This is a genomic window from Mesorhizobium ciceri biovar biserrulae, assembly GCF_001618845.1.
Classification (GTDB): Bacteria; Pseudomonadota; Alphaproteobacteria; order Rhizobiales; family Rhizobiaceae; genus Mesorhizobium; species Mesorhizobium ciceri.
In genome coordinates, this window is sequence record NZ_CP015064.1 from 3,700,193 (window position 1) to 3,718,085 (window position 17,893).

21 protein-coding genes and 1 other RNA gene are annotated in these 17,893 nt (G+C 62.9%); 6 read left to right on the forward strand and 16 right to left on the reverse strand.

The annotated features are described in order from the left end of the window. Nucleotides 1–9: 9 nt before the first annotated feature. The gene (locus A4R29_RS17315; protein WP_013531037.1) at nt 10–801 is read right to left on the reverse strand and encodes a GGDEF domain-containing protein; all 792 of its coding nucleotides are present in this window, start codon (nt 799–801) and stop codon (nt 10–12) included. A 105-nt stretch (nt 802–906) separates the two neighbouring features. Beyond that, nucleotides 907–1,875, reverse strand: coding sequence for a tRNA (adenosine(37)-N6)-dimethylallyltransferase MiaA (gene miaA / locus A4R29_RS17320; RefSeq protein WP_027160589.1), 969 nt, complete (start codon nt 1,873–1,875; stop codon nt 907–909). Between miaA and serB the strand changes: the two genes are divergently transcribed. Continuing rightward, on the forward strand, nt 1,865–2,752 hold the full coding sequence (serB, locus tag A4R29_RS17325; protein ID WP_082827433.1) for a phosphoserine phosphatase SerB: 888 nt from the start codon (nt 1,865–1,867) through the stop codon (nt 2,750–2,752). The genes miaA and serB overlap by 11 nt on opposite strands. Further along, nucleotides 2,749–3,321 carry a GNAT family N-acetyltransferase gene (locus A4R29_RS17330; protein ID WP_013531034.1) on the forward strand — a complete coding sequence of 191 codons (573 nt, stop codon included), beginning with the start codon at nt 2,749–2,751 and terminating at the stop codon, nt 3,319–3,321. The genes serB and A4R29_RS17330 overlap by 4 nt, the downstream gene beginning before the upstream one ends. Before the next feature lie 43 nt (nt 3,322–3,364). Here A4R29_RS17330 and A4R29_RS17335 read toward each other — a convergent pair whose 3' ends face one another. The 6 genes from A4R29_RS17335 to A4R29_RS17360 all read right to left on the reverse strand — a co-directional run bounded on the left by A4R29_RS17335 (nt 3,365) and on the right by A4R29_RS17360 (nt 8,977). Continuing rightward, nucleotides 3,365–4,879: a DegQ family serine endoprotease gene (locus A4R29_RS17335; RefSeq protein ID WP_013531033.1), complete on the reverse strand. Its 1,515-nt coding sequence runs from the start codon at nt 4,877–4,879 to the stop codon at nt 3,365–3,367. 127 nt (nt 4,880–5,006) lie between these two features. After that, on the reverse strand, nt 5,007–5,195 hold the full coding sequence (locus tag A4R29_RS17340) for a DUF2065 domain-containing protein (protein WP_013531032.1): 189 nt from the start codon (nt 5,193–5,195) through the stop codon (nt 5,007–5,009). 6 nt (nt 5,196–5,201) lie between these two features. Next, a complete protein-coding gene (gene hflC / locus A4R29_RS17345; RefSeq protein ID WP_013531031.1) occupies nt 5,202–6,170 on the reverse strand; it encodes a protease modulator HflC in 969 nt (322 codons plus the stop codon). Beyond that, nucleotides 6,170–7,288, reverse strand: a complete 1,119-nt coding sequence (gene hflK / locus A4R29_RS17350; protein WP_013531030.1) for an FtsH protease activity modulator HflK — start codon at nt 7,286–7,288, stop codon at nt 6,170–6,172. The genes hflC and hflK overlap by 1 nt, the downstream gene beginning before the upstream one ends. 169 nt (nt 7,289–7,457) lie before the next feature. Continuing rightward, nucleotides 7,458–7,976: a dihydrofolate reductase gene (locus tag A4R29_RS17355; RefSeq protein WP_013531029.1), complete on the reverse strand. Its 519-nt coding sequence runs from the start codon at nt 7,974–7,976 to the stop codon at nt 7,458–7,460. Then, complete coding sequence (locus tag A4R29_RS17360; RefSeq protein WP_063172447.1) at nt 7,976–8,977, reverse strand: DUF4424 domain-containing protein; 1,002 nt, start codon at nt 8,975–8,977, stop codon at nt 7,976–7,978. The genes A4R29_RS17355 and A4R29_RS17360 overlap by 1 nt, the downstream gene beginning before the upstream one ends. Before the next feature lie 225 nt (nt 8,978–9,202). Here A4R29_RS17360 and cobF point away from each other — a divergent pair, with 225 nt between their 5' ends. Beyond that, nucleotides 9,203–9,979, forward strand: a complete 777-nt coding sequence (cobF, locus tag A4R29_RS17370; RefSeq protein WP_063172449.1) for a precorrin-6A synthase (deacetylating) — start codon at nt 9,203–9,205, stop codon at nt 9,977–9,979. Nucleotides 9,980–10,113: 134 nt separating this feature from the next. Here the strand turns inward: cobF and A4R29_RS17375 are convergent, their stop codons facing one another. The 4 genes from A4R29_RS17375 to modA all read right to left on the reverse strand — a co-directional run bounded on the left by A4R29_RS17375 (nt 10,114) and on the right by modA (nt 13,159). Beyond that, the gene (locus tag A4R29_RS17375) at nt 10,114–10,455 is read right to left on the reverse strand and encodes a winged helix-turn-helix domain-containing protein (protein ID WP_063172450.1); all 342 of its coding nucleotides are present in this window, start codon (nt 10,453–10,455) and stop codon (nt 10,114–10,116) included. An 80-nt stretch (nt 10,456–10,535) separates the two neighbouring features. After that, nucleotides 10,536–11,648 (reverse strand): molybdenum ABC transporter ATP-binding protein, encoded by a 1,113-nt coding sequence (modC, locus tag A4R29_RS17380; RefSeq protein ID WP_063172451.1) that lies wholly within the window; start codon nt 11,646–11,648, stop codon nt 10,536–10,538. Further along, entirely contained in the window at nt 11,645–12,349 is a 705-nt protein-coding gene (gene modB, locus A4R29_RS17385; protein WP_063168280.1) for a molybdate ABC transporter permease subunit, read from the reverse strand. The genes modC and modB overlap by 4 nt, the downstream gene beginning before the upstream one ends. Nucleotides 12,350–12,364: 15 nt before the next feature. Beyond that, nucleotides 12,365–13,159 (reverse strand): molybdate ABC transporter substrate-binding protein, encoded by a 795-nt coding sequence (gene modA, locus A4R29_RS17390; protein WP_063172452.1) that lies wholly within the window; start codon nt 13,157–13,159, stop codon nt 12,365–12,367. 160 nt (nt 13,160–13,319) lie between these two features. Here modA and A4R29_RS17395 point away from each other — a divergent pair, with 160 nt between their 5' ends. Continuing rightward, nucleotides 13,320–13,529, forward strand: a complete 210-nt coding sequence (locus tag A4R29_RS17395; RefSeq protein WP_063172453.1) for a TOBE domain-containing protein — start codon at nt 13,320–13,322, stop codon at nt 13,527–13,529. An 11-nt stretch (nt 13,530–13,540) separates the two neighbouring features. Here the strand turns inward: A4R29_RS17395 and A4R29_RS17400 are convergent, their stop codons facing one another. Both A4R29_RS17400 and A4R29_RS17405 read right to left on the reverse strand, forming a co-directional pair. Beyond that, the gene (locus A4R29_RS17400) at nt 13,541–14,335 is read right to left on the reverse strand and encodes a thymidylate synthase (RefSeq protein ID WP_013531021.1); all 795 of its coding nucleotides are present in this window, start codon (nt 14,333–14,335) and stop codon (nt 13,541–13,543) included. A 160-nt stretch (nt 14,336–14,495) separates the two neighbouring features. Then, complete coding sequence (locus A4R29_RS17405; RefSeq protein ID WP_013531020.1) at nt 14,496–14,807, reverse strand: DUF2853 family protein; 312 nt, start codon at nt 14,805–14,807, stop codon at nt 14,496–14,498. Between the two features lie 168 nt (nt 14,808–14,975). Between A4R29_RS17405 and ssrA the strand changes: the two genes are divergently transcribed. Both ssrA and A4R29_RS17415 read left to right on the forward strand, forming a co-directional pair. Next, nucleotides 14,976–15,335: a transfer-messenger RNA gene (gene ssrA, locus A4R29_RS17410) on the forward strand. Between the two features lie 86 nt (nt 15,336–15,421). Then, a complete protein-coding gene (locus A4R29_RS17415; RefSeq protein ID WP_063173718.1) occupies nt 15,422–15,976 on the forward strand; it encodes an AAA family ATPase in 555 nt (184 codons plus the stop codon). A 30-nt stretch (nt 15,977–16,006) separates the two neighbouring features. On the opposite strand, the gene A4R29_RS17420 is transcribed toward A4R29_RS17415, so the two are convergent. Continuing rightward, nucleotides 16,007–17,053 (reverse strand): alpha/beta hydrolase family protein, encoded by a 1,047-nt coding sequence (locus tag A4R29_RS17420; RefSeq protein WP_063172454.1) that lies wholly within the window; start codon nt 17,051–17,053, stop codon nt 16,007–16,009. Nucleotides 17,054–17,168: 115 nt separating this feature from the next. Continuing rightward, complete coding sequence (locus A4R29_RS17425; protein ID WP_063172455.1) at nt 17,169–17,876, reverse strand: GIN domain-containing protein; 708 nt, start codon at nt 17,874–17,876, stop codon at nt 17,169–17,171. Between the last annotated feature and the right edge of the window lie 17 nt (nt 17,877–17,893).

Here is a 17,893-nt window from a genome sequence, read left to right on the forward strand (position 1 = left end):
GACGGGATTTTAGGCGCAGACGCGGTTACGGCCTTGCCTCTTCGCCTCGTAAAGCTGGCGGTCGGCGCGGCGATAGAACTCTTCCGCTGTTTCCTTGCGGTCCCAGACGGCTAGCCCGACGCTGGTGGTGATCTTGAGGCGGACATTGCCCGACAGCACCGACATGTTGGCGATCGCCTTGCGGATGCGCTCGGCAAACTTGCCCAGAAGCTCGGCGTCCATGTTGGGCGTGACCACGGCGAACTCCTCGCCGCCCAATCGCGCCACCACATCGTGGTAGCGCGTCATATCCTTGAGACAGCTTGCGACGGCCTTGAGCACTTCGTCGCCGACGTCATGGCCGTGGGTGTCGTTGACCTGCTTGAAATGGTCGAGATCGAGGATCATCAGCCCGACGGGCTTTTCGATGCGCCGGAACTCCTCGAGATACTCCTTCAGCGCATCATCGAAATAGCGCCGGTTCTGCATGCCGGTAAGGCCGTCGGTCAGCGCCGCATGCTCGAGTGTTTCCGACCGCGCGCTGAGCGAGACCGTCATGGCGCGCAGCTTGCCCTCCTCCGTCGCCTGTTTTCGAATCAGCGGATAGATGAAGAAAATGCCGAAGAACAGCGCGGTGGCCAGGAGCACGCCGGTCGCGAACAAGAGCTTGTTGAGATAGATGACCTTGTCCAGACCCGAAGCCGTATGCAACTCGTCGGCGAAGGACTGCAGAAGTCCATAAGCATGCAGCGTCACCAGGCCGGCGGCCAGGATCACGAATATAAAGACGAAAAATGCTGATTCCGCCTTGTGGAAACGCATCTGCTCCCCGTTGGAAAAGTGCCTATCGACCTTATGGCATGGGCGGGCTTACGGAGGGTTAATTTGGACAACCACAACGGGAACCTTTCCTTGCAGGTAAACTTTTCAGGTTGCATCGGAAGCAAGCGCTGAGATCGTGGTTTCCAGATCATCACCGGGGTGCAACCTCAGCCATTCCGGCCCCAATTGATGCCTGAACCAGGTGGTTTGCCGCTTGGAATATTGCCTGGTCGCGATCTTGGCGCGTTCGATTGCCTCGGGAAAGCCAATCCCTCCGGCCATCGCCGCCTGCAGTTCGCGAACGCCGATCGCCTTCATCGCCGGCAATTCGGGATCGAGGCCAAGTGCCGCAAGCCGCTTGACCTCGTCCAGCGCGCCCTTGACCAGCATTTGGTCGAAGCGTTTGTCGATGCGTCCGACCAACGCCGCCCGATCCGGCTCGATCACCAGGAAACGCGCGCTTTGCCTGTCGATGAGCGGCTGGCCGCGCTCTGCCTGCCATTCCAGGATCGAACGGCCAGACGCATCGAGAACCTCCAATGCCCGCACGATGCGCTGGCTGTCGGTTGGCTTGAGCATCATGGCGGCCGCCGAATCCTCGCGCAGCAGCAGGCTGTGCAGCTTGACGGCGCCCTGCTCCTTCAATTCGTAGCGCCAACGGTCGCGGACCCGTTGCGGAATGTCGGGCATTTCCGAAATGCCCTCGGCCAATGCGCGAAAATAGAGCCCGGTGCCGCCGACAAAAATCGCTGTCCGTTCGGAGAATGTGCCGTCGTCGATCAGTTTCATCACGTCGCGCAGCCAGGCGCCGGTGGAATAGGGTGTCGCCGGATGGACATGGCCGTAGAGGAAATGCGGTGCGCGGGCGAGGTCGGCCGCCTCCGGCCGGGCGGTCAGCACGTCGAGCACCGAATAGCCCTGCATGGAATCCGTATTGACGATCACGCCACCCCTGCGCTCGGCCAGATCGAGCGCAAGCGCCGACTTGCCGCTGGCGGTCGGCCCGGCTATCAGGATCGCGTTCTTCACGCGGCCCTTGCCCGCCTGCCCGCCGGAATGTTCCATGCCGCTCATCGCCACGCTTGTTTCCCGTCCCACTGAGCGCGCTTTGTCGCTGTCGCTTGCGAATATGGCCTCACGGTCGGTCGGCGCAAGCGCTGTTGTCTGGCTGGCCGAAGGTATCGCCTGCGATCTCGTCTTGCCTGAGGCAGCCGACGCCGCCGCTACGAGTGCCGTCTTGCGCACGGCACTCGCCAGCGAGGCGGTCGACGTGATCGTCCAAGAGGCAGAAACCCGCCGCAAGAAAATCCTGATCGCCGACATGGATTCGACCATGATCGACCAGGAATGCATCGACGAGCTGGCCGACGAGATCGGCGTCAAGGATCATGTTGCCACGATTACCGCGCGATCCATGAATGGCGAGATCGCCTTCGAACCGGCTTTGCGCGAGCGGGTGGCGTTGCTGAAGGGCCTCGACGCCACCGTGGTCGATCGCATCGTCGCCAATCGCCTGACGCTGGCCTCGGGCGGCCGTGTTCTGGTCCGGACCATGCGCGCCAACGGTGCCTGGACGGCACTCGTGTCTGGCGGGTTCGAGGTCTTCACGACGCGAATCGCCGCAATGCTCGGCTTCCAGGAGAACCGCGCCAATCGCCTGCTCGAGCAGGACGGGCGCTTCACCGGCCTGGTCGGCGAACCTATCCTCGGCCGCGCCGCCAAGGCCGACGCGTTGATCGAAATTTCAGCGCGCCTCGGCCTGACGCCCGCCGACGCCATTGCCGTCGGTGACGGCGCCAATGATCTCGACATGATCCGCCTTGCCGGTACCGGTGTCGCGCTTCACGCCAAGCCGACGGTGGCGGCACAGGCCAAGGTCCGCATCGATCATGGCGACCTGACCGCGCTGCTCTATATGCAGGGCTACAGGCAGGAGGACTTTGTGCAATGAAACCAATGCGTACCGAGCGCCTGATCCTGCGCAACTGGGAGGATCGCGACCGCGACCTGTTCCACCGCATCAACTCCGACGACCGGGTGATGGAGTTCTTTCCATTCCGCCGTGACCGTGCCCAGGCGGATGCCAAGATGGACGAGCTCCGGGCATGGACCACGAAGGACGGATACGGTTTTGCTGCCGCCGAGATCACCGCCACCGGTGAATGCATCGGCTTCATCGGTCTCCTCGACACCGATCATGTGCCATCCCTGCCAGCCGGCACCATCGAGATCGGCTGGCGGCTGGCACCTGAGTTCTGGGGCAAAGGCTATGTCACCGAGGCAGCCGAAGCGTGGCTGGCCTACGGCTTCGAGACGCTTGGCCTCGATGAAATCGTGTCATTCGCCGTCGCGGCCAACCGCCGCTCCACCGCCGTCATGCAACGCCTCGGCATGAGCGCGGATCCGTCCGGCGATTTCGACCACCCCAGCATTCCCGACAGCCATCCGCATCTCAAACGGCATGTCCTCTACAGACTGTCGCGCCAGGACTGGCAGGCAAGAAAAAGGGCAGCTCGCTAGCCGCCCTTTTTTCAGTGTTGTCGTGTTGTCGATCTTCCGGACCTCAGTCCATCCGGATCGTCACGAACCTGAGCTCGCCGGTCTTCGAGGCCAGCATCAGCAACGCATTCTTGCGCCCCTGTTCCTTCAAGGCGCCGATGCGGTCCATGACGTCCTTGGGGGTAGCAACCGATTCCTGTGCGATCTCGGTGATCACCTCGCCGGGCTGGATGCCGCGTTCGGCGGCGGCCGAGTCCTTGGTGACGTCGGTGATGACGACGCCCGAAACATCGGCCGCAATGCTGAACTTCTTGCGTGTCTCGTCGTTCAGTTCGCCGACCGTCATGCCGAGCACCGAGGCAGTGGAAACGGCCGGAGCCTTGTCGCCCTTGTCCTGATCGGTGTTGCCCTCCTCGGCGTTGGCGGCCTTCTCGCCATCCTCGAGCCGGCCGAGGGTCACTTTCACCGTCTGTTCAACGCCCTTGCGCACGATCAGCACGTCGACCGCCTTGCCGACAGGGCTTTCGGCGACGACACGTGGCAGGTCGCGCATCTCATGGATATCCTTGCCGTCGAACTTGATGATGACGTCGCCGGCCTGGATCGTGCCATTGTCGACCGGGCCGCCCTTGATCACGCCGGCAACCAGCGCACCCTTTGCGGTCGCCATGCCGAGGCTTTCGGCGATATCGTCGGTCACCGGCTGGATGCGCACGCCGAGCCAGCCGCGCCGCGTCTCGCCGAACTGGCGCAACTGGTCGACGACACCGGACGCGAGCTGCGACGGGATGGAGAAGCCGATGCCGATCGAGCCGCCGGATGGCGAGATGATCGCCGTGTTGATGCCGATGACTTCGCCCGCGCTGTTGAACAGCGGTCCGCCGGAATTGCCGCGGTTGATCGCGGCATCGGTCTGGATGAAGTCGTCATAGGGGCCGGAATTGATGTCGCGGTTGCGGGCCGAGACGATGCCGACCGTCACCGTGCCGCCGAGGCCGAACGGATTGCCGATCGCCATCACCCAGTCGCCGACGCGCATCTTGGTGGAATCGCCGAACTTTACCGCCGTCAGCTTGTGGCCTTTCGGATCGACCTTGAGCACGGCGACATCGGTCTTGGTGTCGGTGCCGACCAGCGTCGCCTTCAAGGTGACGCCATCGGAGAAATTGACCTCGATGTCGTCGGCATCGGCAATGACATGGTTGTTGGTGACGACGATGCCTTGCTCGGCATCGATGACGAAGCCGGAGCCCAGCGACTGCACCTTCTGCGAGCCGTTGTCCTTGTCACCGCCACGGTTCTTGAAGAAATCGTCGAAGAAATCCTGGAAGGGCGAACCCTCGGGCAATTGCGGCATCGGCACCGCGCCCGGGCCTTCGGTACCCTTGACCGTCTGCGAGGTCGATATGTTGACCACCGCGCCGAGCAGGCCTTGCGCCAGATCGGCGACCGAAGCGGGCCCATCGGCGGCAAATGTCGGCGCCGTGAAGGACGGGACAGCGACGGCGCTGACAAGAAGTGCCGCCGCGCCGGCGATGAATGTCCGCCGCGCCGCGCGCAAAATTGTATTGGATGTCATCGAGAAGCCTCCCGGTATTCTTGAAAAGAAAAGCGCTTCGACGAAAACGCCGCGTCACGCCATGTTGGCAAAAAATACGGCACGTTTGCGGCTATGACTATCGGCAGAGGATAAATCATCGCCGCCCTCATGCGCCTCGTACCAGCCAGACGATGCCGACGCCGATCGCGATCGCCGCCAGCCCGGCAATCCGCAGCGCGTTCTCGGGCAGCGACAGCACTTCGGTGGCAAGCTTCCTGGCCAGGCCGGGAAAGCCGCCATAGACCAGACCCTCTATGACGAGGACGAGGCCCATGGCGGCAAGAAAATCCTGCACCGGCCGCTACTGGCCGGTGCTGGGCTGTGCCGCCGGCGCGGCGGGTGCCGTCGCCGGAGCGTTTGGCGCAGGCGAAGCCGGCTTTGCCGGTCCCTCGCTGCCGTCGGGATTGCGGAAGAAGCGGAAGAACTCCGAGTTCGGCGACAGCACCATCGTCGTTCCGGTGTTGTCCAGCGCCGTGCCATAGGCATTCATCGACCGGTAGAAGTCGAAGAAAGCCGGATCGCGCTGATAGGCTCCCGCGAAGGTGGCGCTGCGCTGGGCCTCGCCCTCGCCGCGCAGGATTTCCGACTCTTTTTGGGCTTCGGCGACGATCTCGACCACTTCGCGATCGGCGCGGGCGGTGATGCGCTGTGCCGCCTCATTGCCGCGCGCCCTCAGCCGGGCAGCTTCCGCCAGGCGTTCCGCCTTCATGCGGTCGAAGGTCTGCTGCGAGACTTCGGCTGTGAGATCGGTGCGGCGAATGCGGACATCCTCGATCTGCAGGCCGAGCGATGTGGCATCGGGCCTGAGCTGGTCGCGGACTTCGCGCATCATCACGCCGCGCTCTTCGGAGAGTGCTGCCTCGAAATCACGCAGACCATAGACACGGCGCAAGGCAGCGTCGAGACGCGTCCTGAGCCGGGCCTCGGCCAGTTCGATCTGACCGGACACCGCGGCGCGGAAGACCCGCGGATCCGAGATGCGATAGGCGATGAAGGCATCGACCTCATAGAACTTGCCGCCCGAGACCTGGACGCGAATGTTGTCGAGATCGAAGCGCAGCACCCGGTTCTCGATCAGCTGCACGGTGTCGGCGTCGAAGAACGAGAACGGCGCCTTGAAGTAGATTCCGGGTTCGCTCTTGACGTCGACAATCTCACCGAACCTGAGCACCAGCGCCTGCTGGCGCGCATTGACCACGAAGACCGACGAATAGAGCAGGAACAGGATAACCGCTGCTGCGACGACGATGATGGGAAGACGGTTGGCCATCACTGGTTACCTCCCGTAACGGGGGCGGCCGGTGCCGGCGCTTTCGGCTGCAATGCCGGCAGCGGCAGATAGGGAACGACCCCTTGCCCGTTGCCCTGCTCGACGATGACCTTGCTCGAATCCTTCAGAACCTTCTCCATGGTTTCCAGGTAGAGGCGCTTGCGCGTTACATCGGGCGCCTTGGCATATTCGTCATAGACCGAGATGAAGCGCTGCGCCTCACCCTCGGCTTCCTGCACGACCCGGTTCTTGTAGGCGGCCGCGTCTTCGCGGATCTGTGCGGCCTCGCCGCGCGCCTGCCCGAGCTTCTGATTGGAGTACTGGTTGGCCTGCTCGACGAACTTGTCCTCGTCCTGCTCGGCGCGCTGCACCTCGTCGAACGCATCGGCCACTTCGCGTGGCGGTGCCGCATCCTCGATCGAGACGGCGTTGACGTTGAGACCGGCCTTGTAGCCGTCCAGCGTCGTCTGGATGATCTCACGCACCGAGGCGGCAATGCCCTGGCGGTCGTCGCGGAAGATGTCCTGCGCCGGCCGGCGGCCGACGGCTTCACGCATGGCGCTTTCGGCAACCTGCCGCAGCATGCCGTCGGGATCGGACACATCGAACAGATACGCGCGCGGGTCGGAGACCTGATAGGCCACGGAGAACTGGACGTTGACGATGTTCTGGTCGCCGGTAAGCATCAGCCCGGACGTATTGCCACTTGTCGCGCCGCCGCCGCCGATATCGACGAGCTGCTCGGAAATCTTGGCCGTCTCGACGGTTTCGAGCGGCCACCAATGGAAATGCAGGCCAGGCTGCGACAGTTCGGTCTTCGGCTTGCCGAAGCGCAGTTCGACCGCGACCTCATCGGGCTGCACGGTGTAAACCGCCTTGAACGCCCACAGCACCACAAGTGCAGCCGCGATCAGCGCGAAGATAGCCGGGCTCGCGCCGCCGCCGCCCGGAAGAGCGCGCCGCAGCCGGTCCTGGCCGCGGCGGATGATGTCTTCGAGATCGGGAGGCGAGCCCTGCGGCCCGCTCGGTCCTTTTGGACCCTGCCCCCAGGGTCCCTGATTGTTGCCGCCGCCACCCCATGGGCCGCCGCCACCGCCGCTTTTGTCGTTCCAGGGCATGAATGTCCTTTCGCTTGGAATTCCCTCAAGCGCCGGCATTACGGCGCAAAATCCAGTATTGTTCTTCTATAGGCACGCCACGGGGCGCTTTCAACGCGATGCGCTTCCGACTTCGTCCGATTTGGTCCAGTCGCGACCCTTTGTCTTCCTTCAATGGCTCTTTTTTCGTTCAATGTCTCTCGCGACGCCGCTCGTAAACCGAATAGCGCGTCGGGTGGCTGTCCTTTTCCCCGGCTGGGACGTCCTGCGAGCTGACAATGCGCCAGGAATCGGGATCGATCGGCGGGAAATGCGCATCGCCGTCGACCGCTGCCAGCACATGGGTGACGTGCAGCCGGTCGGCCAGCAGCATGGCCTGGGCATAGATTTCGCCGCCGCCGATGACGCACACCTCGTCGACATCGGCCATGCCGCGCCCGCGCACCGTCGCCAACTGGATCGCGGCTTCGAGCGAATGTGCCACCTCGACGCCCTCGGCGCGCCAGGTCTCGTCGCGGGTCACGACGATGTTCAACCTGCCCGGCAGCGGCCGACCGATGCCCTCATAGGTCTTGCGACCCATGATGATAGGCTTGCCCATCGTATCGGCCTTGAAGCGCTTGAGATCGGTGGAGAGCCGCCACGGGAGCCCGCCGTCCCGCCCGATCACGCCGTTCTCGGCAATGGCAACGTAGATTGCGACATGCATCAATTTTCGTCCGTCGGCTCGAGGATCAGGATGTCGATGTCGCGCTCGGGGTAGAAATCATCCGCCGTCATCTCGAATGTCGTCGGTCCGGTCTTTTTGACATTGTCGCCGCAGAACGAGACCAGGGCTTTCGGATTGCCCTTGTCGATCGTGAGCTTGAACTTGCCGATCGTGCCCGTAGCCCAGTTGCCGCCGGTGGTCAGGATATAGGCGATGCGGCTCTCGAAATATTTGGGGTAGCCGTCAGGGTCGTCCTTGGCCGCCTTGCGCACCGCATTTTCGAATGTGCCGTCCATGCAATACCGGGTCTTGTAGGCCGCATACTGACCCTGGAATTTGCCGTCGTAGAAGAAGCTGACCGAAGACGTGCCGCCGACGCTCGGCCTGTAGTGGTGGGAAACATGGACGTCCTTGTTGGCCGGAAAGGTCGAGCGCCACCAGTAGGTCGAACGCAATTGCCAGAACGGGGTGTAGACCTTGCTCGTCTCGGTGCCGTCGCTGCCGGTGTCCTCGATGATGATGCCGCGGTTGACCCAGTCATCGACAACCGCTTGCGGCAGCTTCGCCAGCGCCGCCTTCGCCGCATCGCCGAAAGGATAGAACGGCACGTTTTGCGCCTTCAGCTCAGCGCTGATGTCGATGCCGAGCGCCAACACCTTCTGCTCGAGCTGCGGCTTTGCGGCGACACCGTCGATCGTCACCTCGAAACCGAGGAAATTATCGCTCTGATTTTCAGGAATCGCCGGGATTTCTTCGGGATTGCCCGATATGTCGGGCATCGGGAAGGCGACGATGGCCTGGACATCCTGATCGGTGTTGTTGTGGAAGACATAGTCGACCGTGACCTTTTCCGGCGAGATGAAAAGGTCCTCGCTTTGCATCGCCACGGCATCGCTGCGCGACAGGATCAGGCCGCCGGTGCCAAGTTCGGCAACCGAATCATTGGCGAAAGCGGGTGCGGACGACAAGGCCAGCACGGCGGTCAGAACATATCGCAACATGGAAGCCCCCTCGGCTGGAATGCCTGCAGGACCCTAGCCGTTTCAATGTGACGTTCAAAGCCCTTGCGTATCCGCGGACGCACCAAAGGGAGCTGGACTGCGGTCTGGACACGCGCCAGCGCGGTCTGGACACGCGCCTGCGCGGTCTGGACACGCGCCAGCGCGGTCTGGACACGCGCCAGCGCGGTCTGGACTAACGGGTTCCGATCGGGCAGGAGTTCGCCCATGCGCAAGCTTCTCGTCATCGGCATCGGCGCCGGCAATCCCGACCACATGACCGTTCAGGCCATATCAGGCCTGAACCAGGCGGATGTGCTGTTCATTCCCGACAAGGGCGCGAAAAAAAATGAATTGGCCGAACTGCGCCGTCAGATCTGCGACCGCTTCGTCACCAATCCGAAGTCGCGGCGCGTCGAATTCGACGTGCCGGTGCGCGACCTCCCGGTAGAAGATGGGCCGGCGCCCTCCTACCGCTCGACCGTCGATGACTGGCATGAAGCCATCGCCGCCATTTACGAAGGCCTGATCCGCGACGAGATTGCAGGCGACGGCTGCGGCGCCTTCCTGATCTGGGGCGACCCTTCGCTCTATGACAGCGCGTTGCGCATCCTTGAGCGCGTGCGCCTGCGAGGCGATGTGGCGTTCGAGCTTGAGGTCATCCCCGGCATCACCGCCGTCCAGGCACTTGCCGCCAGCCACAAGATGGCGCTGAACCGCATCGGCGATTCCGTCCTCATTACCACCGGCCGTCGCCTGACCGAAGAAGGCATGCCGGACAATGCCGGCAGCGCGGTCGTCCTGCTGGACGGCAAATGCGCCTTCAACACGCTGGCCGACAAGGATGTCGTCATCCATTGGGGCGCCTATCTCGGAACGGAAGACGAGATCACTCTCTCCGGCAGGATCGGTGACATCGGCGCAAAGATCGAAAAAGTTCGAGAGGGAGCGCGTCGGCGGAAGGGCTGGATCATGGACAGCTATTTGCTGCGCAAGCCCGAATAGGAAGGCAATAGGGGAGTAAGGCAGTAGGGGAGTAGGTGAATGACGTTTTGTGTTGGAAGACAGCACGCGAATGCCTCCCTACTGCCCTACTGCCCTACTGCCCTACTGCCCTACTGCCCTACTGCCCTACTCCCTCACCCAGCCTCAATCTCCGCCTGCAACGCCTCCATATGCGTCGCTGCCGCGGCCGCCGCCGCGCGCTCGATGGCGCGGAAGCGGCTGACCACCGCCAGCCCGACCGCCGTCAACTGTGCGCCGCCGCCCTTGCGGCCGCCGGTCTGTGCCGCCACCAGCGGCTTGCCGAATACCCGGTTCATGTCCTCGACCAGGTCCCAGGCGTGCTTATAGGACATCTCCATGCCGCGCGCGGCGGCCGAGATGGAGCCGGAGGCGGCGATCTGTTCCAGGAGCTCGATCTTGCCCGGCCCGACGCGCCCGTCGGGATCGAGATTTATCCGCAAGCTCAGCGACGGCATCTTTGCTCTCCGCGGTCACATCCCAACGTCATACTAGAAGCTCCCTGGCGAAACCGCTATTCCAAAAAGACATAGCGGGATCATCCATCCGTCTCGGCGGGCAGGCCGGCGCCGGTGTTCGCCCGATCGAAGCTCACCGTCTTGATCACCGCGAAAACCTTGCCGCCAAGATGAAGCTTCAGCGCCTGCCGCGACTGTTCGGTGATGCGGGCAAGCACGGTTGCGCCATTGCAGTCGATACCGACCTCGACCGCCGGTCCCTCGCCGGGGCTCATCGCGGTAATGGTTCCCGGCAGGATGTTGAGCGCGCTGAGACCCCTCGGCTTTTCGGTGGCGATCATCACATCGCGTGCGCGGATACGGATGCGCACCGGCGTACCTGTCTTCATCGCCAGCCGTGGCACCCGGAGCTCGCCCGCAGCCGAGCCGAGCACGGTCATGCCGAAATTCTCGTCGTGATGCAGCACCTTGGTGTCCAGCACGGCGCCGCCCTCACCGCGCTCCTCCGCCGGCAACAGGTCGAGCCTTTGCATCACCGCCTCGGTCGGCCCGCTGGCAACGACATTGCCCTGCGCCAGCATCACCACGTCGCTGGCCAGCCGCGCCACTTCGGCGACCGAGTGACTGACATAGACGATCGGGATTTTGATCTCGTCGCGCAGCCTTTCGACATAGGGCAGGATTTCAGCCTTGCGCGCCTCGTCGAGCGAGGCCAGCGGTTCGTCCATGAGCAGCAGTCTGGGGCTGGCAAGCAATGCCCGGCCGATCGCCACACGCTGTTTCTCGCCACCCGAGAGCTTTGCCGGCCGCCTGTTCATGAGCGGCCCGATGCCGAGCAGGTCGACGACGGCATCGATATCGGCGTAGCGCTCCGCCGGCGGCGTGAACCAGCGGCCGTAGCGAAGATTGCCGGCAACGCTCAAATGCGGAAACAGCCTTGCGTCCTGGAACACCATGCCGATGCGGCGCTTGTGCTTCGGCACGAAAATGCCGGCACCGGTATCGACCAGCACACGGCCGTCAACCTCGATGCGTCCCTTGTCGGGCCGGATCAGGCCGGCAATCATGCCGATCAGCGTCGTCTTGCCCGACCCCGACGCTCCGAACAGCGCCGTCAGCCGCCCGGCGCTTTCGAAGCGGGCGCCGATGGCGAAACCGCCCTGCCGATGGCTGATGTCGACGAGAACGCTCATTCGATGTCCAGCCGCCGGCCGACACGCCGCGCCAGCACCTCCGAAGCCACAAGTGCTGCCATGGAGATGACAATGGAAATCAGCGTCAGGCGGAGCGCCCCTTCATCGCCACCCGGCACCTGCGTGAAGGTGTAGATCGCCGACGGCAATGTCTGCGTCTCATTGGGAATGTTGGAAACGAAGGTGATGGTGGCGCCGAACTCGCCCATCGCCTTGGCGAAGGCTAGGATGGCGCCGGCGATCAGCCCGGGCAGGATCAACGGCAGCGTGATGGTGGCAAACACCCAGAGCGGATTGGCGCCAAGCGTTCCCGCTGCCGCTTCCATCCTACGGTCCACCGCCTCGATCGACAGCCGAATCGCCCGCACCATCAGGGGAAAGCCCATGACGCCGCAAGCCAGCGCCGCACCTGTCCAGCGGAAGGAGAAGACGATGCCGAAATGCTCCGCCAGGAAGGCACCGGCCGGGCCGCGCCGGCCGAAGGTGAGCAGCAGCAGATAGCCGGTCACCACCGGCGGCAGGATCAGCGGCAGATGCACCAGCCCGTTGAGAACGGTCTTGCCCCAGAACTGTCCCCGGGCAAGCAGAAGCGCGATCAAGATGCCCGGCGGCAGGCTGGCGAGCATCGCCACCGTTGCCACCTTGATGGACAGCCGGACCGCATTCCATTCGTCGGGAGTGAGGTCCAGCAGCCAGTTCATAGTGCCCCTTGGAACTCAGTTGCTCGGCGCGAGCACGGTAAATCCCTGATCCTTGAACAGCGCGGCCGCCTTGGCCGACTGCAGGCATTTCAGGAAAGCCGGCGTATCCTTGTCCTTCGAATCGGCGGTCTGGGCAACCGGATAGATGATCGGCGGATGCGAATCCTCCGGGAAGGTGCCGATCACCTTGACACCCTTTTCGGCATGCGCGTCGGTGGCATAGACAATGCCAAGGGCGGCTTCGCCCGTCGAAACCAGTTTCAGCGCCGCGCGCACGTTTTCGGCCTGCGCCACCTTGCCCTCGACCGAGGACCAGACGCCGAGCGATTCAAGCGCGGCCTTGCCGTATTTGCCGGCCGGCACCGCTTTGAAATCGCCCATGGCGAGCTTGCCGTCGCCGATCAGCTTGGCGAGGTCGAAAGCCTTCTCGATCCTGGTGTCGACCGCCGAGTCCTTCGGCGCCACCAGCACGATCTGATTGCCGAGCAGCTTCACTTCGGTGTCCGGCTTGGTCAGCTTCTTGTCGGAGAGATATTTCATCCAGTCGAGATCGGCCGAGATGAAGACGTCGGCAGGCGCCCCGCCCTCGATCTGCTTGGCCAGCGCCGAGCTCGCGGCATAGGAGACAGTCGCCGCCTCGCCGACATCGGCCTCGCAGGCCTTGTTCACCGCGTCGAGCGCGTCCTTGAGGCTGGCTGCGGCAAACACCACCACCTTGTCTTCCGCATGCGCTGCCGGCACGACTGCCATCAGCGCCGCAGCCAAACCGCCAATGGCGATCGCCCTAGATCCAAAACCTTTGCGCGTCATGGAAAACTCTCCCTGGTTTGAAATCCGGCCGGCTCGAAGCCTGCCGACCGATATATCCGTATGAATATAACAAGGGAAGGCCCGGCGCCTCATGAAAGCGTCTGTACGACACCAATTGTTCTGGTAAGACCGGCAAAGAACCCCCGGAAAGGAAACTCCGATGAAGATCAGTGCCCGCAACGTCCTCAAGGGAACGATCACCGAGATCGTCAAGGGAGCCACCACCTCGCATGTCAGGATCGACATTGGCGGCGGCGCCATCGTCACCGCCTCGATCACCAACGAGGCCGTCGCCGATCTCAAGCTTGAAAAGGGCAAGCAGGCCTATGCCGTGGTCAAGGCCTCGGACGTCATGGTCGGCATCGACTGAAATTTGCGGCCTTAAACCGCAATCGGCGCCTTGATCGACGCGTCGGCGACGTAGTTTTCCAGCCGGAAATCCTCGAAGCGGAAGGCGAAGAGGTCCTTCACCTCCGGATTGATCCACATTGTCGGCAGCGTCCTCGGCGTGCGCCGCAGCTGTTCGCGTGCTTGCTCGAAATGGTTCGAGTAGAGGTGCGCATCGCCAAGTGTGTGGACGAAATCGCCGGGTTTCAGCCCTGTCACCTGCGCCACCATCAAGGTCAGCAGGGCATAGGACGCGATGTTGAACGGCACGCCAAGGAAGATATCGGCGGAACGCTGGTAGAGTTGGCAGGAAAGCCGCCCTTGCGAAACATAGAACTGGAACAGGCAGTGGCAGGGCGGCAGCGCCATCGCTTCCACCTCGGCTGGGTTCCATGCCGAAACAATCAGCCGCCGCGATTGAGGATTTCTGCGTATCTCCTTGAGAAGATTCGCGATCTGGTCGATCGAGCCGCCATGGCCGTCCGGCCAGGAACGCCACTGCTTGCCGTAGACCGGGCCGAGATCGCCATTCTCGTCGGCCCATTCGTCCCAGATCGAAACACCATGGTCGGTGAGGTATTTGATGTTGGTGTCGCCGGCCAGGAACCACAAAAGCTCATGGATGATCGACTTGAGATGCAGCTTCTTGGTGGTGGTGACCGGAAAGCCGCGCGCCAGATCGAAACGCATCTGGTAGCCGAAGACGGAGCGCGTTCCGGTGCCGGTGCGGTCGCCGCGGTCGGCGCCGTTGTCCAGCACGTGCTGCAGGAGGTCGAGATACTGGCGCATCGGTTCCGGCTCGATTCGGTTGTCCAGCCATCATAACTGACAGACGGGCGATCGAACACCACAAAGCAGCGCGCAAGCCATGCCCGAAGCCAGTCAGTCCCCAACAACATCACCGGCTGGCGCATGGACCGCGCCAGCCCGGCGAATTGAAGCGCGGCCGTCAGAGGGAGCCGAGCTTACCCAGGTCCTTGGCAACCAGGTAGTAGAAGGTAACCCGGTTCTTGGTGTTGTCGGCGGCCATCGCCTTGCAGACCTTCTCGATCGAAGCGTCGGCCTTGCTGTCGTCCGATATGCCGAGCTTCTTGGCAACCCAGCCAGCCTTGACGCGCTCCAGTTCCTTCGGATCGGTGCAAGACACCAGCGAGGAATCGCGGTTCCGAAGCGCAATGCCAAGATGCTTCACGATTTTGTCGACCACGTCGGCACTCGCCGAGGCATCGTATTTCTTCACGTCTGCAAGATAGTCGGCCATCAAAATTCCCCTCGTCGGCGCCACGGATCCGATCGATGAGGGCTGTGGCGCTGCTGCAACTTGTGCGCTATGTCGATAACTCCTCACCGTGGCAAAGCTTCGGTTGAGACCGCGCTCAAGTCAACCCTTCGGACTTGCGGTTTTGACACGGGGACAAAGTGCCATTGCGGCCTTTCATTTCCTGCGATCGCCCCCTATATTCGGTTTGTCGGCTTGACCGACTATGGCGATAAATGGGCGATGAAATAAGCCGTTCGGACCCGGGGGCGGTACCCGGCGCCTCCACCAAAAGCCGCTGTTGACGACAGAGCGGTTTTTGCTGGGGGCGAAATAGGATCGACGAAGGTGTAAAGATCGTACTTTTGCCCGGCATGGTACCACCGTCATCGGGCTAAACCTGTAGTTGCAAATGACAACTATGCGGAAGCACGTCTCGCCGCGTAAGCGGTGCGATAGCTTCAAATCAAGCCCTAGAGGTTCGCACTTCTAGGCGGGGTTCGGAGGTACCTGGCAACAGAAACCTCCACTTCTCCCCTCCTCCGATATGCAGCATGCGCAGTGGCAGCTTCGCCGCGAAGGCGCCCTGCCGCGCGCTCGCTCTCCATGGACAAAACATGCAAAACGATTCCGATCGATTCTTCGTGCTGACCGGCGGTCCCGGCTCCGGCAAGACCACCTTGATCGAAGCCCTGCGCCACGCAGGCTTTGCCACCTCGGTGGAAGCCGGGCGCGGCATCATCCGCGACCAGTCCGCCATTGGCGGACCCGCTTTGCCCTGGCATGATCGCGCCCTGTTCGCCGAGTTGATGCTGTCATGGGAGATGCGCTCGTATCAAATCGCGCGAGAACAGACCGGGCGTCCTGTTTTTTTCGATCGTGGCGTTCCGGACACGCTCGGCTATCTCAGGCTGAGCGGCCTGCCGGTGCCCGAACACGCCAACGCTGCCGCCGAGCGCTTCCGCTATCATCCGCGCGTCTTCGTTGCTCCGCTATGGCCGGAGATCTTCGCGCAGGATGAAGAGCGCAAGCAGACGCTCGACGAGGCCGAGCGTACCCACCATGCGCTGGTCGGCATCTACACGGAACTGGGCTATGAGATGATTCCGTTGCCGCTGGCACCCGTCGAGGCGCGGCTGCGCTTCGTGCTGGCCGAGACGGGATTGGCGTGAAAGACCCGACAGTCCGACCTTTCCAATTGCCTATTGCACCGCTGTTTCGGCTACTTCGTGGCCAGGCCCGGGCGTCTTTGCCCCGTGGTCCTGGTCTTCGGCCAAATGCTGGCGAAAGAAGGCAAGCACAGCGGCATTGAACGCCTTGTGAAAGGCAACCCGGTCGAAACCCGGAGCATCGATGCAAGCTGGCGATGGCTTGCGCGCGTCGTCGGCAGGACATGGCGTCAGGAAGGAGAGATGCACGGCGTTGGGCACGACGTGAAAGTCCGGTGTCCGCGGCAGCAATCCAGCCAGTCGCTTCACGTCGACGGGCGATACAGCGTCGCCGCCGAACTGCGAACTCCAGAGCTGCAGCGGCACCTTGACGTTCTCGACACTGTCGGCAGTCTGGAAAACGACGCTCAGCGGATCCGCCACCACGATCGCCCTGACGCGCGGATCGTGGGTCAGCGTTTCCGGCGGCAATTGCTTGCGCGCCGGCTTGGGCTGGTTGGCTGGCGGACAGCCGGTGTCGGCCGGGTCCGAACAGCGCGGCGGCAGTTTGTTGAAATCCGGATCGGCGCCGCCGATGACAAGGCCGGTATAGCCGCCTTGCGAAAATCCGTAGAAGCCGACGCGCTGAGGATCGATTTTGGCCGAATCCGCCGAGTTGCCGAGCATGAAATCGATGGTGCGCTTGATATCGATCGGACGCTGCCTCAGCACGCCCAGACCATTGGCTTGGCTCATATCGGCGTGGTTCGCGTGCGGATGGTTGATGGCAACGACGACAAAACCGGCATCCGCGAGCGTCTCGGCCATATCGTGGAGATCAAGGTACCAGCCGCCATAGCCATGTGAAATGACGACGAGCGGCAATCCCCCGCCCTCGATGGGGCAGTCGAGCACAGCCGGAACGGTAGACTGCTTGACCTTCACCTCGCCGGGCGGGCTGGCGCAGGGCGACCACATGGCAGCATCAATTGCCGGCCCGGCGGCATCGGCCGGTATCTGGATGAATTTCAAACCAGCGGCATGAGCTGTCGTGACGGCCAGACTTGCCAGGGCGGCAATCAGGAGCTTCTTCAAACGCATTTTCCTGTCTCCGATGTTCAAACAGATTGGTGTCCTCGGACCGCGGTCTGACCCGCCTTCCGGCTGCATACAGTGTGATGACAAGTAGCGCGTGTGCGCGCGGCTTTGCCGCTGCTCAGGGCACCGTCTCGACCCTGCCGCTTCCGCTGACGTGCGAATTGATCTTCGGGTTGCCGTGGACTTGCACGTTGCCGCTGCCCGACACGCGGATATCGGCCTGGTCTCGCGGCGCGATGTCGGCATTGCCGCTGCCGCTGATCTGGACACTGGCGGTCTTCGCCGTGAGTTTGCCGAAGTCGCCTGAGCCGGAGCCCGAGATCCGCAAGGAGAGATCCTGCACACTGCCGCTGGCGCGCACATCGCCGCTGCCGCTGATGCGCAGGTCCAGAGCCTCCTGGGCGAGAGCGGAAAGCTCGAGCCTGCCGCTGCCGCTCAACCGCCAACTGGGGACCGCTGGACCGGTAAGCTGGACGCTGACCGGCAGGCCATCGCAATCGAAACCGTCGTCGAAGGCCAGCACATTGCCCGACAGGCGAACATGCGAAACCGCCTCGGGATCGCCGCTGACGACAGCCTGGGAAGGCGTGCCGGGCCGATAAGTGACCGTTGCCGGCAGGGCAATCTGGAATTCGCTGGAGACCGATTGCCAGGCCAGCGTCACCGATCCGGGCTTGGTCCCATCACCGGAACCGCGGCAGCTGGAGGCAACATTCCACCAGCGGCCACCTCTCCACTCGTTTCCGGCGATCGAATTCGCCAGCGACAGACAAATCACGGCCACGGCGAGCGACAGCACGGCGGTCCAGGCAAGCGTCTTGTTCATGGTGCACCTGTTATTTC

Excerpts from the sequence above, each read along its gene's own strand:
- miaA (WP_027160589.1), bottom strand. The coding sequence starts at position 1,875 with ATGAGCGGCATGGAACATTCCGGCGGGCAGGCGGGCAAGGGCCGCGTG.
- A4R29_RS17405 (WP_013531020.1), bottom strand. The coding sequence starts at position 14,807 with ATGGCCGACTATCTTGCAGACGTGAAGAAATACGATGCCTCGGCGAGT.
- A4R29_RS17355 (WP_013531029.1), bottom strand. The coding sequence starts at position 7,976 with ATGCATGTCGCAATCTACGTTGCCATTGCCGAGAACGGCGTGATCGGG.
- A4R29_RS17420 (WP_063172454.1), bottom strand. The coding sequence starts at position 17,053 with ATGCGTTTGAAGAAGCTCCTGATTGCCGCCCTGGCAAGTCTGGCCGTC.
- A4R29_RS17315 (WP_013531037.1), bottom strand. The coding sequence starts at position 801 with ATGCGTTTCCACAAGGCGGAATCAGCATTTTTCGTCTTTATATTCGTG.
- modC (WP_063172451.1), bottom strand. The coding sequence starts at position 11,648 with ATGAGCGTTCTCGTCGACATCAGCCATCGGCAGGGCGGTTTCGCCATC.
- hflK (WP_013531030.1), bottom strand. The coding sequence starts at position 7,288 with ATGCCCTGGAACGACAAAAGCGGCGGTGGCGGCGGCCCATGGGGTGGC.
- modB (WP_063168280.1), bottom strand. The coding sequence starts at position 12,349 with ATGAACTGGCTGCTGGACCTCACTCCCGACGAATGGAATGCGGTCCGG.
- hflC (WP_013531031.1), bottom strand. The coding sequence starts at position 6,170 with ATGGCCAACCGTCTTCCCATCATCGTCGTCGCAGCAGCGGTTATCCTG.
- A4R29_RS17415 (WP_063173718.1), top strand. The coding sequence starts at position 15,422 with ATGCAAAACGATTCCGATCGATTCTTCGTGCTGACCGGCGGTCCCGGC.
- serB (WP_082827433.1), top strand. The coding sequence starts at position 1,865 with ATGCCGCTCATCGCCACGCTTGTTTCCCGTCCCACTGAGCGCGCTTTG.
- A4R29_RS17400 (WP_013531021.1), bottom strand. The coding sequence starts at position 14,335 with ATGCGCCAGTATCTCGACCTCCTGCAGCACGTGCTGGACAACGGCGCC.
- A4R29_RS17360 (WP_063172447.1), bottom strand. The coding sequence starts at position 8,977 with ATGTTGCGATATGTTCTGACCGCCGTGCTGGCCTTGTCGTCCGCACCC.
- A4R29_RS17375 (WP_063172450.1), bottom strand. The coding sequence starts at position 10,455 with ATGCCGTCGCTGAGCTTGCGGATAAATCTCGATCCCGACGGGCGCGTC.
- A4R29_RS17335 (WP_013531033.1), bottom strand. The coding sequence starts at position 4,879 with ATGACATCCAATACAATTTTGCGCGCGGCGCGGCGGACATTCATCGCC.
- A4R29_RS17395 (WP_063172453.1), top strand. The coding sequence starts at position 13,320 with ATGAAGATCAGTGCCCGCAACGTCCTCAAGGGAACGATCACCGAGATC.
- modA (WP_063172452.1), bottom strand. The coding sequence starts at position 13,159 with ATGACGCGCAAAGGTTTTGGATCTAGGGCGATCGCCATTGGCGGTTTG.
- cobF (WP_063172449.1), top strand. The coding sequence starts at position 9,203 with ATGCGCAAGCTTCTCGTCATCGGCATCGGCGCCGGCAATCCCGACCAC.
- A4R29_RS17330 (WP_013531034.1), top strand. The coding sequence starts at position 2,749 with ATGAAACCAATGCGTACCGAGCGCCTGATCCTGCGCAACTGGGAGGAT.
- A4R29_RS17425 (WP_063172455.1), bottom strand. The coding sequence starts at position 17,876 with ATGAACAAGACGCTTGCCTGGACCGCCGTGCTGTCGCTCGCCGTGGCC.